Source organism: Candidatus Dadabacteria bacterium (assembly GCA_026708565.1).
Lineage (GTDB): Bacteria > Desulfobacterota_D > UBA1144 > Nemesobacterales > Mycalebacteriaceae > Mycalebacterium.
The window spans coordinates 1-15,439 of the sequence record JAPOUR010000047.1 but is presented as its reverse complement, the minus strand read 5'-3'; the positions used below and the strand labels follow the sequence as shown (position 1 = coordinate 15,439).

General features: G+C 59.4%; 16 protein-coding genes and 2 tRNA genes. 15 read left to right on the top strand and 3 right to left on the bottom strand.

Annotated features, from left to right (window positions below; all coding sequences use genetic code 11):
• From OXF42_06075 to cobJ, 12 genes are all read left to right on the top strand, one after another.
• On the top strand, positions 1-382 hold a 382-nt coding region (locus OXF42_06075), incomplete at its 5' end, for an FtsW/RodA/SpoVE family cell cycle protein (GenBank protein ID MCY4047650.1).
• An 8-nt stretch (positions 383-390) separates the two neighbouring features.
• Positions 391-1,470 (top strand): undecaprenyldiphospho-muramoylpentapeptide beta-N-acetylglucosaminyltransferase, encoded by a 1,080-nt coding sequence (murG, locus tag OXF42_06070; protein ID MCY4047649.1) that lies wholly within the window; start codon positions 391-393, stop codon positions 1,468-1,470.
• Complete coding sequence (gene murC, locus OXF42_06065) at positions 1,467-2,840, top strand: UDP-N-acetylmuramate--L-alanine ligase (protein ID MCY4047648.1); 1,374 nt, start codon at positions 1,467-1,469, stop codon at positions 2,838-2,840. The genes murG and murC overlap by 4 nt, the downstream gene beginning before the upstream one ends.
• The gene (murB, locus tag OXF42_06060; GenBank protein MCY4047647.1) at positions 2,837-3,724 is read left to right on the top strand and encodes a UDP-N-acetylmuramate dehydrogenase; all 888 of its coding nucleotides are present in this window, start codon (positions 2,837-2,839) and stop codon (positions 3,722-3,724) included. The genes murC and murB overlap by 4 nt, the downstream gene beginning before the upstream one ends.
• A gap of 32 nt (positions 3,725-3,756) precedes the next feature.
• Positions 3,757-4,434: an FtsQ-type POTRA domain-containing protein gene (locus OXF42_06055; protein MCY4047646.1), complete on the top strand. Its 678-nt coding sequence runs from the start codon at positions 3,757-3,759 to the stop codon at positions 4,432-4,434.
• Between the two features lies 1 nt (position 4,435).
• Positions 4,436-5,668 (top strand): cell division protein FtsA, encoded by a 1,233-nt coding sequence (gene ftsA, locus OXF42_06050; GenBank protein ID MCY4047645.1) that lies wholly within the window; start codon positions 4,436-4,438, stop codon positions 5,666-5,668.
• A gap of 19 nt (positions 5,669-5,687) precedes the next feature.
• A complete protein-coding gene (ftsZ, locus tag OXF42_06045) occupies positions 5,688-6,827 on the top strand; it encodes a cell division protein FtsZ (GenBank protein MCY4047644.1) in 1,140 nt (379 codons plus the stop codon).
• 57 nt (positions 6,828-6,884) lie between these two features.
• Positions 6,885-6,962: transfer RNA gene (locus tag OXF42_06040), tRNA-Glu, on the top strand.
• Positions 6,963-6,969: 7 nt separating this feature from the next.
• Positions 6,970-7,926, top strand: a complete 957-nt coding sequence (cbiB, locus tag OXF42_06035; protein MCY4047643.1) for an adenosylcobinamide-phosphate synthase CbiB — start codon at positions 6,970-6,972, stop codon at positions 7,924-7,926.
• Positions 7,927-7,933: 7 nt separating this feature from the next.
• Positions 7,934-8,854 carry a sirohydrochlorin chelatase gene (locus tag OXF42_06030; protein ID MCY4047642.1) on the top strand — a complete coding sequence of 307 codons (921 nt, stop codon included), beginning with the start codon at positions 7,934-7,936 and terminating at the stop codon, positions 8,852-8,854.
• Complete coding sequence (locus OXF42_06025; GenBank protein ID MCY4047641.1) at positions 8,847-9,545, top strand: precorrin-2 C(20)-methyltransferase; 699 nt, start codon at positions 8,847-8,849, stop codon at positions 9,543-9,545. The genes OXF42_06030 and OXF42_06025 overlap by 8 nt, the downstream gene beginning before the upstream one ends.
• Positions 9,530-10,879: a precorrin-3B C(17)-methyltransferase gene (gene cobJ / locus OXF42_06020; GenBank protein ID MCY4047640.1), complete on the top strand. Its 1,350-nt coding sequence runs from the start codon at positions 9,530-9,532 to the stop codon at positions 10,877-10,879. Before OXF42_06025 ends, cobJ begins: the two co-directional genes overlap by 16 nt.
• On the opposite strand, the gene OXF42_06015 is transcribed toward cobJ, so the two are convergent.
• The gene (locus OXF42_06015) at positions 10,876-11,268 is read right to left on the bottom strand and encodes an FxsA family protein (protein MCY4047639.1); all 393 of its coding nucleotides are present in this window, start codon (positions 11,266-11,268) and stop codon (positions 10,876-10,878) included. The two genes, cobJ and OXF42_06015, sit on opposite strands and share 4 nt — an antisense overlap.
• A gap of 39 nt (positions 11,269-11,307) precedes the next feature.
• Here OXF42_06015 and ispE point away from each other — a divergent pair, with 39 nt between their 5' ends.
• Positions 11,308-12,162, top strand: coding sequence for a 4-(cytidine 5'-diphospho)-2-C-methyl-D-erythritol kinase (gene ispE, locus OXF42_06010; protein ID MCY4047638.1), 855 nt, complete (start codon positions 11,308-11,310; stop codon positions 12,160-12,162).
• A gap of 37 nt (positions 12,163-12,199) precedes the next feature.
• Positions 12,200-12,273, top strand: a tRNA-Gln gene (locus tag OXF42_06005).
• A 2-nt stretch (positions 12,274-12,275) separates the two neighbouring features.
• Here the strand turns inward: OXF42_06005 and nuoF are convergent.
• Positions 12,276-13,562 carry an NADH-quinone oxidoreductase subunit NuoF gene (gene nuoF / locus OXF42_06000; GenBank protein ID MCY4047637.1) on the bottom strand — a complete coding sequence of 429 codons (1,287 nt, stop codon included), beginning with the start codon at positions 13,560-13,562 and terminating at the stop codon, positions 12,276-12,278.
• A gap of 93 nt (positions 13,563-13,655) precedes the next feature.
• On the opposite strand from nuoF, the gene OXF42_05995 reads away from it, so the two are divergent.
• Entirely contained in the window at positions 13,656-14,156 is a 501-nt protein-coding gene (locus tag OXF42_05995; GenBank protein ID MCY4047636.1) for a CarD family transcriptional regulator, read from the top strand.
• A 54-nt stretch (positions 14,157-14,210) separates the two neighbouring features.
• Here the strand turns inward: OXF42_05995 and OXF42_05990 are convergent.
• A partial coding sequence (locus OXF42_05990) for a hypothetical protein (protein ID MCY4047635.1) occupies positions 14,211-15,439 on the bottom strand: 1,229 nt, incomplete at its 5' end.

Sequence of the window (15,439 nt, the reverse complement as noted above, 5' to 3'; positions counted from 1 at the left end):
TTTCGGGCAGGGTCTCGGGGCGAGCAACCAGAAACTGTTTTTCCTGCCGCAGGCGCACACCGATTTCATACTTTCCATCATCGGCGAGGAACTCGGCTTTGCCGGGGTTTTGACCGTTGTGGCGGGGTTTGCGGTCATTTTATTCAGGGGCGTGAGAATCGCCGTGACCGCGCCCGACCCGTTCGGGTTTCATCTGGTCATGAGCTACACCCTGCTCATAGTTTTTCAGGCGGTTTTGAACATGGCCGTGGCGCTGTCCCTGCTTCCCACCAAGGGGCTGACGCTACCGTTTCTCAGTTACGGGGGCACTTCGCTTGTGGTAAGCCTCGGCGCGATGGGCGTAATTCTCAGCGTTTCAAGGGCGAGGGCGCGCAAGCAGTGAGGGTTCTTATGGCGGCGGGCGGAACCGGCGGGCATGTGTTTCCCGCCATTGCCATAGCGGAGGAGGTGATGCGCAGAGATCCTTCAAACCGTGTTCTTTTCATCGGAACGGCAAGGGGAATGGCGGGGCGCGTTGTGCGGGATGCGGGATACCGGTTTTGCGCCGTGCGGGGCGGGGGGCTTGCGGGCGGGGTTTCCGGCGCGCTTTCCGGCCTTGCGCAAACCGCCATGGGCGCGGCGCAAGCGTTTGCCGCCGTCCGGGATTTCCGTCCCGATGTGGCGGTCGGAACAGGGGGCTACGCCTCCGTTCCGGGGGCCGTTGCCGCGCTTCTTCGGGGAGTTCCCCTTGCGGTGTGCGAGCAGAACAGCGCTCCGGGCCTTGCAAACAAAGCCCTCGCCGTGGCGGCGCGGCGGGTGTTTTTATCCTTTCCGCACTCGGGCGGCGCGCGCCGCTCCGGGAAGTTTCGCCTTGTCGGCAATCCGGTTCGCAGAACCGTTGTGACCGCCGCCCTTGAAAGCGCCGCGCCCCGGCGCTTTCCCCGCTCCGGAACGCCCACCCTGTTTATTTTGGGCGGAAGCCAGGGCGCGGCGGCGCTCAACCGCGCCATTCCCCCGGCGGTCTCCCTGTATAAAGAGCGGACGGGCGCCGGTGTGCGCGTCATTCACCAGACGGGGCGCGGAGCGGAACGGGAGGTTGCCGCCGCCTACCGCCGCGCCGGTGTCCAAGCGCGCGTGTTTGACTTCAGCCCCGCCGTGGCGGAGTTTTACGCCGAAGCCGATCTGGTCATATCAAGGTCGGGGGCGGGCGCGGTGGCCGAGACGGCGCTTTTCCGTGTTCCCTCAATTCTGATACCCTATCCTCTTGCCGCGCGGGGCCACCAGCGCGAAAACGCGGTAATGATGGAGAGGGCCGGAGCCTCCGCCCTGATTGACGAGGCAGGACTCACAAAAGAAGCGGTTGCCAAAACTCTGGAAAAATTGCTTAACTGGAATACGCTGGAGGCGATGTCGCGCGCCGCGGCCGGGGTGGCCGCGCCGGACGCCGCGAGCAGAGTGGCGGACGGAATTGAGACGCTTGTCCGGGGGTGAGCCCGTTGCACGGAAGGTTTAAGAACATACACATGGTTGGAATCGGCGGGTCGGGAATGCGCGGCCTCGCCGAGGTTCTGCTCAGCATGGGATACCGGGTTTCGGGTTCGGACACGGGAGCCGGGGCAGACCTTGAGTCTCTCAAGGGGGCGGGCGCGGCAGTGAGCCGCGAGCATGCGGCGGAAAATCTCGGCGATGCCGATGTCGTGGTGGTGTCTTCCGCCATAGGCGGCTCAAACCCCGAAGTGCGGGCGGCGCGCGCCCTCGGCGTGCCGGTTGTTCCCAGAGCGGAGATGCTCGCCGAACTTATGAAGATGAAACTGGGCGTGTCCGTCATGGGAAGCCACGGCAAGACCACCACCACTTCCATGATAGCCTCCGTTCTGACGGGGGGCGGTTTTGACCCCACCATAGTCGTGGGCGGAAAGGTAGTGGCTCTGGGCAGCGGGCGGTTCGGCGGGGGAGACATTATGGTGGTTGAGGCGGACGAGAGCGACGGCTCGTTCAGCCGCCTCCGCCCGGTGGTGTCCGTGCTCACAAACATTGACAGCGAGCATCTTGACCACTATGGAACGGTGGAGGCGTTGCGGGACGGATTTTTTGAATTTCTTGAGCGGGCTCCGTTTTACGGCGTTGCGGTGCTCGGGATTGACTGCCCCCGCGTGCGCGGGATGGCGGGGCGGCTTTCCGGGGAATTTGTTACCTACGGCGCGCGCCCGGAGGCGGATTTCCGTCTCCACAATGTCCGCACCAGAGGGTTTGAGACAACCTTTGACGTTCTTCGCAAGGGCGAAAAACTGGGGCGCGCGCGGCTTCCCCTCGCCGGCAGGCACAACGCGGTCAACTCTCTCGCCGCAGTCGCCGTGTCAACGGAAATGGGCATGGCCTTTGACGATATCGCCCGCGCTCTGGAGAGTTTTGCGGGCATAGAGAGGCGCATGCAGCTCAAAGACGAGGTGGGGGGCGTAAAGTTCATTGACGACTACGGACACCACCCCGAAGAGATAAGGGTTACGCTGGACTCCGTTGAAGACGCGTTTTCATCCCAGCCCGTGGTGGTTTTCCAGCCGCACAGGTTTACCCGCACAAGTTTGCTTCTTGACGGTTTCGTGGAGGTGTTGAGCAGGGTGTCGCGCCTTTATGTGCTTGACGTTTTCCCCGCCGGGGAAGAGCCCATAGAGGGGGCGACATCGGAGGAAATAGTCCGGAGGGTGAGGGCAGCGGGCGGCGCGGGGGCGGTTTACGCCCCGTGTGAAAGGGATTTGGTAAGGCTGCTGAAAAATGAACTGGCTGGCGGCGACATTGTTCTCACGCTCGGCGCGGGCAATGTGTGGCGGTGCGCCGAGGCGCTTGCGGAGGAATTGAGATGAACATCCCGGCGACCGTTTTTGAGCGGCTGGGTTGCGACATTGCGACCGGTTTTCCCATGTCGTCCTACACGTCAATCAGGGTGGGAGGCAGGGCGGGCCTTGTCGTTTTTCCCCGCAGCCACGGGGCTCTGCTCGGCGCGCTTGAGGCGCTCACCGCGCGGGGCGTTCCGTTTGAGGTTCTCGGCGGGGGGACAAACACGATTGTAAGGGATGAAGACCTGCCGTGCGCCGTGGTGAGCACTTCTCTCCTGAAGGGTTTTGACATATCGCCGGACGGTTCGGTTTTTGCCCGGTGCGGCGCGCCGCTCGCCGCCGTGATGAACAGCGCGGCGCGCCGCGGCCTCTGTGGCCTTGAGTTTGCGGCGGGCATTCCCGGAACCGTGGGCGGCGCGGTTTACATGAACGCCGGAACGGATGCGGGGGAGACCTCCGATGTGCTTGAGTCCGTCTCGTTGTGGGCGGACGGGCGCGAGCGCGAGCTTGACGCCCGCGAGCTTGACGCCCGCTACAGAAACGGGGGCGTTCCCCCCGGCGCCGTGCTGCTTTCCGCGCGTCTGCGGCTTGCCCCCGGCGACCCCGCGCGCATCCGCGCGGCGATAAGAGAGCGGCTTGCCTCAAGAAAGGCGACCCAGCCCGTCTGTGAGGCGAACACCGGCTCGGTGTTCAAAAATCCCGCCTCCGTTCCCGCCGGACGGCTTCTTGAGGAGTTGGGAATGAAGTCGGTCTCGTCGGGCGGCGCGCAGTTTTCGGAGGTTCACGCAAACTTTATAGTCAACAAGGGCGGCGCGAGGGCCTCGGACGTGCTCAAACTGATAGGCATTGCCCGCGAGCGCGCCCGCGCGGAGAGGGGAATAGTTCTGGAGACGGAGGTCTGCGTAATCTGAGCAGGGCAAGGAGGAAAACTCTCGTCCGCAGGTTGCGGCCGGATTTGTTTCTCGCCGTCTTGTGCGCGGCGGGGTTGTTTTTCGGGGCGCGCTTTGCGCTGACGGTTGACAGGGTGAGAGTTGAGGGCGCGGCGGCGGTTTCCGGGCGGGACGTTATCAAAAGAATCGGCATGTCTCCCGGCGGCGCGGGCGTTCTTCTTTTGCCGGGCGCGGCTTCAAGGTCTCTCAAAAAAGACCGCTGGATAAAAAACGTTTCGGTGAAAAGGGATTTTCGCGGCGGCGCGGTGATAACGATTGAGGAAAAAAAGCCGTTCTGCCTGTCCGTGGCATCGGACGGAAGGCTGCGCTACCTTGATTCGGACGGCGGCGATTTGGGGCCCGCGCCGGTCGCCGCGCACGGGACGGACTACCCGGTTGTGAGAGCGCCTGCGGGCTTTGAGAGCGAAGGGACGCGGGTTTTGACCCTTTCCTCCTCGGCGCGCTCCGCTCCCCGGTGGGATGACATATCGGAGGTGGCGGTTCTGGGCGGAGACGGCTTTGAGATATTCACCCGGCGCGGCCTCAAGGTGGAACTGCCCGGCTCCGACCTTGACGGGCAGTGGGAAAAACTTGAAAAAATAAGCCGCAATCTGTATGAGATTGGACTTAAGGCCGCGTATATTAACCTTCGCCGGGACGGCGTGGGATTTGTCCGCCCGGGCGGAAATTGAAGTGGGTTCAGGAAGGGACATCATTGTCGGGCTTGACCTTGGCACGACCAAGATATGCGCCATTGTCGCCGAGGCGCGCAAAAGAAACATCGCCATATTGGGCATGGGCACTCATCAGTCAACGGGTCTGCGCAGGGGAATAGTGGTTGACATGGACAGGACAACTGAGTGTGTGGTTGCCGCCATTGAGGAGGCCGAGACGGTTTCGGGCGAGGAAATAAGGTCTGTTTTTGTGGGGATAGCGGGCGGGCACGTCAAGAGCCATGACACGCGCGCAAGTGTGCGGATAACAGACGGCGCCGTTACCGAGGCCGACCTGGAGCGGATCATCAACACCGCCACGGCGACAAGCGTTTCCGCGGACAGGGAAATAATTCACACGGTTGCGGGAAGGTATTCAATAGACGGCCAGCCCGCGGTCGCCAACCCTCTCGGCATGCACGGGACAAGCATAGAAGCGGATGTCCACATAGTTACCGGGCAGGTGGCGGACACCAACAACCTTGTGGGATGCGTTCGCGACGCGGGCCTTGATGTGAACGGCATAGTGCTTGAGCAGATAGCCTCCGGGGAGGCGGTGCTGAACGAGGCGGAAAAGGAACTCGGGGTTATTCTCGTTGACTGCGGCGGCGGCACCACGGACATCGCCGTTTTCAGCGGGGGCTGCCTGAAATACACCCAGAACATAACGCTCGGCGGAGACCACATAGACAGAGACCTGTCCCACTGCTTCAACGTGGTTTCCTACGGCCATTCGCGCGAAATAAAAGAGGCCCACGGGGTTGCCCTGGTGGACAGCGCCTCGGAACTGAAAGATGTGGAAATAGAGTGTTCGGACAACACCGTGCGCAAGGTTTCCCAGCGCGAGATCTCGGAAGTCATCGCGCCCAGAATGAAGGAGATACTGACGCTCGCCCGCGACCAGATACCTGATTCGGTCAAAATGGACGGCGATGCGGCAAAGGTGGTTCTCACGGGCGGAACTTTTGCAATGGAGGGCGCGGTTGAGACGGCGTCGGAAATATTCGGCATGGAGGCGCGTCTCGGCGTTCCCATCGGGATTGACAAGGGCGGCGCGGCGGCGGTTTCCAGCCCCGCCTACTCAACCGGGGTGGGGTTGATACACTACGGAGTGAAATACTCGGAGAATTCTGATAGGATAAGAGTGCGGGGCGACAATACGTTTGACAAAATACGAGCATGGATGGGGCGGTGGTTTGGCGGTTATTTCTGATTCGCGCGGAGGCTGAATTGTGCCGACTTTTACAATAGTTCCCCCGGACGCTCATCTCAGGGCAAAGATAAAGCTGGTGGGCGTGGGCGGCGGCGGTTGCAACGCCCTGGAGTCCCTCATGGGAAGGGGGCTGACCGGGGTTGATTTTGTCGCCGTCAACACCGATTCCCAGCATCTGAAGAAATCGTCCGCCTATGCCAAATTGCAGATAGGAAACCTCGCCACCCGCGGGCTCGGCGCGGGCGGGGTTCCGGACGTGGGGGAAGACGCCGCCATTGAGGACAAGGCGCGGATATCCGAGGTTCTTGACGGCTCGGACATGGTTTTCATTACCGCGGGCATGGGCGGCGGAACCGGAACCGGCGCGGCCCCCGTGGTTTCCAAAGTGTCAAAAGAGGTGGGGGCGCTCACCATAGCGATCGTTACCATGCCCTTTTCCTTTGAGGGCGAAACCAAATCCCTTGTGGCGTCCGAGGGGCTTGCCAGACTTGAGAAAGAGGTTGACACGCTCATAGTTGTTCCCAATGACAACCTGTGCGGGGGGGATTCCCCCGTTCCCGTCATGCAGGCGTTTGACAGCGCCAACGATGTGCTGTTCCGCGCCGTGAGCGGAATCACCGAGATCATCAACACTCCGGGGCTCATCAACACCGATTTTGCCGATGTGAGAACCATAATGAGCCAGAGCGGCTCCAAGGCGATCATGGGAACGGGCGGCGCGTCCGGGTCGGACAGGGCCGTCAAGGCCGCCGAGACCGCCGTTGAAAGCCCGCTTCTCGGCGCGCTTTCCATTGAGGGGGCGGAGGGGGTTCTTCTGCACATAGTTTCCCCCGCCGATTTCGGCATGGATGAACTTGAGAAGGTTTGCGACTATGTGAGGCAGAAGTCCAGCAGGGACGTGAATCTCATATTCGGCTGGACGGTTGACGAGAACGCGGACGGCGAAGTCCGGGTGACCATAATCGCAACAGGAATAAGAGACCCGGGCGACTCTCCCCGCAAGCCCGCCGCGCCGCCTCCGCAGCCCAACGGCGCCGCGGCGGAAGCCGACCTTTTCACCCCGTCTTCGCGCAAAGTTACCGACCCGGAAGACCCGGATTTGGAAATCCCCGCCTACCTGCGCGACAAAAAACCGGACGAAACCGCGTCCGAAGGTTAGGGCGCGGCTTTTGCGCGGGCGAAATCCCGTATACAATAAGTCTTCCGTTCCTCAAGGGGTCCCTTCGTCTAGCCTGGCCCAGGACGCTACCCTCTCAAGGTAGAAACACGGGTTCAAATCCCGTAGGGACTGCCAAACAAAGATGGACTTTCTCCCTCCGGACATTGTTTCTTCGCTCTGCCTGCTCGCCGGTCTTCTGGTGGATTTTGTTTTTGGCGACCCTCCCCGGCTTCCCAACCCCGTCCGCCTGTTCGGCGCCGTCATATCCCGCGCGGACTCCGTGCTGAACACGGGGCGGGCGGCTGCGGTGAAAGGGGCGGTTTTTTCCGTGTCTCTTGTCGTTTGCGTGTTTGCCGGTTTTACCCTGCTTGAGGCCGCCGCGCTGTTTTCCGGCGCTCTTGTTCACGCCGTTTTCTGCGCGCTGTTTGTTTTTCTGGGGCTTGCGGGAAAGAGCCTCACAACCGGTTGCGGCGGGGTTTTTTCCGCTCTTGAGAGCGGCGATATTGAGGCAGCCCGCGCCCGGCTTTCACACCTTGTGGGGCGCGACACCGCCGCCCTCGGGCCGCGCCGGATAAAGACCGCCGCCCTTGAAACCATGTCCGAAAATCTGTCGGACGGCGTCGTGGCTCCTTTGTTTTTCTACATGCTCGGAGGAATTCCCGCCATGATGGCGTACAAGGCGGTGAACACTCTGGACTCAATGATTGGATACAAGACCGCGCGCCACCTGCGTTTCGGCATGGCGGCGGCGAGAATGGACGACCTTGCAAACCTTGTCCCCGCGCGCCTTACCGCCGCGTTTATGGTTTTGTGCGCTCCGGACCGCGCGGGCATGCGGCGCGCCTTTGCGTTTACGCGAAGATTCGGGCGCAGCCACCCCAGCCCCAACGCCGGTTTTCCCCAGGCGGCGCTTGCGGGAATTCTGGACTGCCGTTTCGGCGGAGCCTCCTCCTACGGCGGACGGACGGCGGCAAGGCCGTTTATCGGTCTGCGTGACAGAGAGCCGGACTCCGCCGACTTCAAAAAGGCGGCCGCGGTCGGCAAAGCCGCGACCGTCTGCGCCGCGGCGTTTGCGGTTGCCGCGGCGCTTGTATTTTAGCGCGGCTTTGGAATTCAAACTTCCGATTGAGTATCTTCTCCCCGTGAGGTCTCAGGGCATTCTTATATGCGGGCACGGCAGCCGCGACCCCGAAGGGGTGAGCGGCTTCAGGGAACTTGTGGACGCGATGAGACGCCGCCGCCCGGAGGCGGTTGTGGAATACGGGTTTCTTGAGTTTGCGCATCCCACCTTTGACGTTGCCGTAAAGGCGATGGTGAAAAAGGGCGTTACGGACATCATATCGCTTCCCGCCATTCTGTTTGCCGGCGGGCACGCGAAGAACGACATGCCGTTTGAGATGAACTCCATACAGGCGGAGACGGAGAACGTGAGCATTCGTTTCGGCAGTTTTCTCGGCGTCTCGCCCCAGTTGCTTGAACTGTGCAAAATCCTCATAGAGGAGTGTGAAAAAGACCTCGCGCCCGCGCCGAGGGAAGACACCTGCCTGCTTCTCATAGGCAGGGGGACAAGAGACCCGGACGGCAATTCCGATGTCGCCAAAATGGCGAGAATGCTTGAGGAGGGAATGGGGTTCGGATTTTCCCGCTCGGCCTACATAGGGGTTACCCGCCCGGGCCTTGAGGAGACGCTCCGGACGCTGGAGTTCCTGCCGTATTCAAGAATAGTGGCGGTTCCGGTGTTTCTCTTTACCGGCGTGCTGCTGAAGAGGATTTATTCGCAGATAAATGAGCACGCCGGGCGCTCCGGCAAGGAGATAGTCGCCACGGGGCCGTTCGGAGCCCACCCGCTGATAGTTGACATCCTTGAGGAGAGGGCGCGGGAGGTGGAAAACGGCAGCGCCAACATGAACTGCCAGCTTTGCAAATACAGGACGCAGATAGTCGGTTTTGAGCGGGAAAAGGGCGCAGAGCAGGTGGGACACCATTTCCACGTAAGAGGCTCCGCGGGGCATACCCATGATGAGTGAGCAAAAACCGTCCGGGCGGCTGAGGGGGGTCTCTCTGGGTCCGGGCTCCCCCGACCTTATAACCGTCCGCGGGCTGGAGGCGCTTCGCTCATCGGGTGTCATTTATTATCCGGTCGCGGGGCGGGGCGGCCGCTGCCTCGCCGTGCTGAGCCATTACGGGCTTGACGACAGGGCGAAGCCGTTTGCCGTTGACATGAAAGACAGGGACTCCGCAGAGCGCTCATACGCCGATGCGCGAAGCGCGGTGCGCGCCGACCTTGAGAGGGGGATTGATGTGGCGGTTGTGTGCGAGGGGTGCGTTTCTCTTTACAGCACGGTGTTCCGCGTTTTAAGCGCGGGCGGTTTTTGCGGCTTTGAACTGGTGCCGGGGGTTTCCTCGCCGTCCGCGGCGGCGGCGGCGGCGGGGGTGTGCCTGTGTCTCGGAAACGGCGGAGTGGCGGTCGTTACCGGAGGGGCTCTGCGGGAAATAGAGTCCGCCGTGGAAAAGTTTGAGTCCGTGGTGGTTCTCAAGCCCGCGCCCGGCATCGCGCCGCTCGTAAGGGAAAAAGGGCTTGATTTTGTCTACTGCCGCGACCTTGGCGGCGAAGGTCACCTTGTAACGGGGCGCGAGGAAGACATAGCGGATGAGGACTTTCCGTATTTTTCCCTGCTCATCATATCAAAGAGGCTCAACAAATGCCGGGAAACGTAACCGTCATAGGGGTCGGCCCCGGCTCGGAGGGGCACATTACGCCGCTTGCCCGCCTTGCGCTCGCCCGCTCCGATGCGGTGGTGGGCTACCGTTACTATTTCCGTTTTGTTGAGGGGCTCATACCCGAAGGCTGCCAAAGGGTTGAGATGGAACTCTCGGAGGAGGAGGAAAGAGCCGCCTCGGCGCTCAGGATAGCGGAGGGCGGCGGGAATGTTTCGGTCATCAGTTCGGGTGACAGCGGCGTCTACGGCATGGCGTCCGTGGTTCATTCGGTGGCGCGGAGGGAGCGGAGCGAGGCGGAGATATCCGTCATTCCGGGCGTGAGCGCTTTTGTTGCGGCCGCGGCAAAACTGGGCGCGCCCCTCGGTCATGATTTCTGCTCCGTTTCCCTGTCAGACCTTCTTACGCCGTGGCGGAAGATAGAAAAACGCATCGCGGCGGCCATTGAGGGGGACTTTGTAACGGTGGTTCACAACCCCAGAAGCCGCAAGAGATACTGGCAGCTGAACCGCCTTAAAGAGATGTTTCTTGAAGCAAAAGACCCCGCGACCCCCGTGGGGATTGTCCGCCATGTATCAAGGGACGGCGAAAGCGCGCGCGTAACAACGCTCGGCCGCCTTGACCCGGACGCGGCGGACATGTTCACGGTTTTGATAATCGGCAACTCCGAGACCTTTGCCGCCGGTGAAACCATGGTAACTCCGAGGGGAAGCGGGGGCGACCCGCCGCTTCCCGCCGGTGAGATATACAGGCGGAGTTTTCGCGCGGTTGAAGAGGGGCTTTCCGGTGCGGGCCGCTCCGCGGGCGCGGAGGCTGCGGTGAGGAGATGCGTCCACACCACGGCGGACTTTGAGTACGAGACTCTTTTCCACTGCTCGGACAAAGCGATAGAGGGGTGGAGCGTGTCCCTGCGCGGGGGCGAGATAGTTACCGATGTGAGGATGGCCGCCGCCGGAATTTCAAAATCTCTTCTTGAGCGGGCGGACGCAAAAGTGTTCTGCCACCTTGACAGCCCGGACTCTCTCAAAATGACCGGGGACGGCGCAACAAGAACTCAGGCGGCGATGAGGGTTGCGATTGAAAGGCATCCGAACGCCCTTTTTGTGGTCGGCAACGCGCCCACGGCTCTCATGGAGATTGCCGACGCGCTCTCCGCCGGGCGGTTCCGCCCCATGGGGGTTATCGGCGCGCCGGTGGGTTTTGTCAATGTAGAGCAGTCAAAATCGCGCCTTGAGGCGGCGGCGGGGGATGTCCCCTTTGTTGTGATAAGGGGAAAAAAGGGCGGCAGCGCGGTGGCGGCCGCCATAGTGAACGCCGCGCTCGGCTTCGGCTAACCGGCGGGCGGGCTTATGTCCACTATGCCGAGCCTTCTTTCAATGCGCGCTCGGATAAGCCGTTTTATCATCCGCCGGGTGAGGGGAATCAGAACCGTGAAGCCCGCAAGGTCTGTAATGAGGCCGGGCGTGAGAAGGGCAACCGCTCCGGCCAGAATCAGTATGCCGTCCATAATGGGCTCTGACGGCATTCTCGCCTCGCTCATGTCGCGGCGCATTGCCGCCAGCGCCGAAGCCCCCTGAGCCTGCGCCAGATAAGCGCCGAGCACGGCGGTGGCGATCACTACGTAAACGGTTTCCAGCACCCCGATAACTTTTCCCAGTTTTATCAGTATGGCGAGTTCAATTATCGGGACGGCGACAAAAAACGGAAGGATTCTAAAAAACATTGGACTTGTCCGCGCTCCCGAAACATAATAGCACGGCGTATGAGCGAGTTCACCATACTTTCCCCCGCCAAGGTGAATCTCAACTTGCGCGTCAAGGGGAAAAGGCCTGACGGCCTCCACAGCATAGAGTCCGTTGTGCAGCCCGTGGGCATTTTTGACGAGGTGAGTGTCAGGACGCTGAAAAGCCCGGGGGTCGCCGTGCATTGCGGGCCTGAGTGCGGGCCCGGCGAGCAAAACACCGCGTTTATCGCGGCAAATCTGTTTTTTCTCAAGTCCGGGGCGGGCGGGGGCGCGGAGATAATTTTGAAAAAGTCCATACCCGCAGGCGCGGGCCTCGGCGGGGCAAGCGGCAATGCGGCGGCGGTTCTCTCCGCGCTGAACCGCGCGTTTGGCGTCTTCAGCGATGATGAGTTGCGGTTTATGGGAAGCGAGGTCGGCTCGGATGTCCCGCTCTTTTTCGGGCGCGGGGCGTGCAGGATCTCAGACACCGGCGGGACGGTGGAGACCCTCGGGCAGTTCCCCCCGCTTCACTACGTGGTCTGTTTTCCCGGTTTTGAATGCTCAACGGCGGAGGTTTACGGAAGGTGGGATGAGACCCGCCCCGCGCCGGAGGCGAAAGCGGAGATGTGGGACATAAATTTTCCGCTTGAGGCGGGAAACGACCTTGAGCGGGCGGCGGTTTCCCTCCGCAGCGGCCTTGGGGAGTTTCGCTCCCTGCTTGAGGAAAGGGGCGGAGCGCGTTTCAGAATGACCGGTTCGGGCTCGGCGTTTTTCTCCGTGTTTGACACGGCCTCCGCCGCCCGCGCGGTTTATGAGAGGGTTCGCGGCGCGTCCCGCGCCGGGAAGTTTTTTCTCACCGCCTCCGTTGAGGGGTTGCGCGGGCCCGCCCTTTGAGCCGTCCGCGCCGGTTGTGTAGTATATGGTCGCCGTATGGGGCGTCGTCTAATGGCAGGACACCGGACTTTGGCTCCGGCGGTAGAGGTTCGAGTCCTCTCGCCCCAGCCAGATTATCTCCAGTCGCCAAGGCCGGAGTTTTTCACTCCGCCCCCGGCTATTGCCTCGTCAAATTCCGCCCTGAACTTCCGCACTATTGAGTCAACCGGCATCGCGCAGCCGTCCGCGAGCGCACAGATGGTTGTGCCCCTCATCTGGGAGCAGGCGTCAAGGATAATGTCGGGATACTCCCGCGAGCCGTCGCCCGCCTCTATTTTTGACAGCATCTTTTCAAGCCACCATGTTCCCTCGCGGCACTGAACGCACTGCCCGCAGGACTCGTCTCTGTAGAAACGCGCGAGGTTTCGCGCCGCGCTCACCATTGAAACGGTTTCGTCCATCACCGTTACTCCGGCGGTTCCCAGCATGGAGCCCATGGAGTTGAGGGTGTCAAAGTCCATCGGGATGTCTATCTCATCGGCGGTCAGAACGGCCGATGACGACCCTCCGGGAGACACCGCCTTCAGCCGGCCTCCGCCCGTAATGCCGCCCCCGTATTCGTAGATAACCTCCCTCAGCGGCACGCCCAGCGGAAGTTCATACAGCCCCGGTCTGTTCACGCAGCCGCTCAGGCCGAATATTTTAGTTCCCGTGTTTTTCGGGACGCCTATGGATGAAAACCACTCCGCTCCCCTGTTGATTATGTGCGGGACGCACGCGAGGGTTTCCACGTTGTTGATAACCGTGGGTTGCCCGAAAAGGCCGGACTGCGCGGGAAAGGGCGGCTTGGGGCGCGGTTCTCCGTTTTTGCCCTCTATGGACTCAAGCAACGCCGTTTCTTCGCCGCAGATATACGCGCCCGCCCCTCTGAAAAGAACGGCGTCCACACTGAAGCCCGAACCCATTATGTTGTTTCCCAGATAGCCGCCGCCGTAGGCTTCCTTCAGGGCGTTCTCAATCACGTTTGCTCCGTAAGGCATTTCCCCCCTGATGTATATGTACATTCCGGACGCCCCGACGGCGCGCGCCGCGATGATCATTCCCTCAATCATCTGGTGGGGGTCGCGCTCAATTATCTCCCTGTCTTTGAAACTGCCGGGCTCGCTCTCATCCGCGTTGCAGCACAGATAGACGGGCCCGGAGGTTTGTTCCGGAATAAAACTCCATTTCAGCCCGGTTGGAAATCCGGCTCCCCCGCGCCCTCTGAGGCCTGACTGTTTGACGGTTTCCGTAATCTCTTCCGGTTTCATTGAGAGCGCTTTTTTCAGCGCCCCGTATCCGCCGGAGGCCAGATAGGAATCCAGAAAGCGGGAGTTTTCGCCCCTGTCCGTGTAGTTTCTGATTATTTTTGTTTCGGCCATTGCGCGTCGCCATTCTACCACAACGGGGGGAGGTTAACCATTTGACGGGGCGGGCGGCGGCTGTTAGACTGATGGGGCGTATGCTTTTCACCAATGGCGGTTCAATTCAAATCCGGTGACAATGTCTTCTATCCCGTTTACGGCGTAGCGAAAATTGAGTCCGTGGAAAGGCGCGAGATTGCCGGGAAAAAAGCCACTTTTTACATTCTCAAAACCCTCAAGAATGACGTTACGGTCATGGTTCCGGTGAAAAAGACCGGCGATGTGGGGATGAGGAAGGTCATTTCCAAGAAAAAGGTTTCAAAGGTGTTTGAGGTGCTCAGGCAGAAAACCAAGACCACTGCGGCGGAGAAAAAGCAGGCTTGGAACAAGCGGCACAAAGGGTATTCCGAGAAGATTAAAAACGGCGACATACTTGAGGTTGCCGAGGTTTACAGGGACATACGCAGGATAAGCAAGAAGAAAGACCTCTCTTTCGGCGAGAAGCAGATAATGGAAAACGCCTTCTCACTCATCTCAAGCGAGGTGTCGGTCGCCACTTCAAAGGATGAAGGGGCGGTTGAGAAGGAGATACAGAAAGCGGTTTTGGGGTAGGGTGGTTCCAGACTATCCATCAATCACTTTAGGTACGCCATATGTCTTTATACCCTACTTATTGTCTTTCTTGGTATCAGCGATGATGACTTTGAGGTCATGGTAATGGGCTTCTACAAATCGGATGCTGGTCTTCTGGTTGCCAAGTGATATTGGGACTTCACAATCTTCCGCATTAACAATCGCTTCCTTTAGTTCAGCCATCACATTGTCGTCAGTTTTTACAAACTCCTCGTATTTGGCGGCGCATAGAGGACAAAGAGCCAGATACTGGGCTTCATGTTCCTTTAGCAGATGGTCACGGGAAAGCGCCTCTTTTTTCTCGAAGTAGTGCTCCCCGTTGCGTTTACGGAAGGGCATCTCTTCTTTGCAAATCTGGCATATCATCTGGTCATCTTCATTCCTGTATTGGTTTCGTAGCCATGCGGTCGGGTCAATGCTACCGCTGGTGGTTCGGACGCTTCTTTTTCGGTGTTCGTATTTCTTGTTTGGAGCATCAGACAGTTGCTTGCCAAGGCGCTCTTCGCGTCGTTCTGGATTGTTCACCAATCTCTTTGGAAACGGGGGTTTCTTGCGGGAAGCCATGTTGGCTATGAACTGTTCAAACTCGGCGGGATGGTTTTTTATAAACTCAATGTGTTCACGGCTGACACCAAGTTTTTCTGCATATTCACGCTCTTGCTCCCTTTGGTTTGCGCCAAGTCCAAGATGTTTAATCAACTCATCCGCATCCGACAATTCATCTATGATTTGGTCTATGGTTGTCTCATTCGGCTTTTTAAGCAATCCATCTTTAGTAGGAATCCATTTCGATTTCTTCAGAGAGTCAAGAATTATGGAAGTAATGCGTTTCTGACGTTCCTTACGGAAAAACCAATAATACTTGGCCTCGAAAAAATGAAGGTCCTGTTCTAAATGACTTTGAAGAAACTGCCATAATAAAATTGCGTTTTCTTTTTGTTCTTCAAAGTCTGTTTTCTCTTGAATGACTTGCAGGAATTGGTCTAGTCCTTCCAAACGAAAGTTTATGATTGATGATTGTCTGGTTGAATACTCCGCCACTCTTTCACTATGAAGATATTCTGATGTTTTCAATTTTCTAGGCAAAGTGGAAATACCAAGATCACGCCATACGTTTTCTTTTGATGGGTAATCATTATGTAGAAACCATACTTTTTCGACATTGGAAAAATAGTTTTGCAATTCAGGTGAGTTAAAATATATTTCGACAGGCTTTTTGAAGGTTGTTCTTCCAGAAAGATCGATTGCTTTCAGAAAAGCAG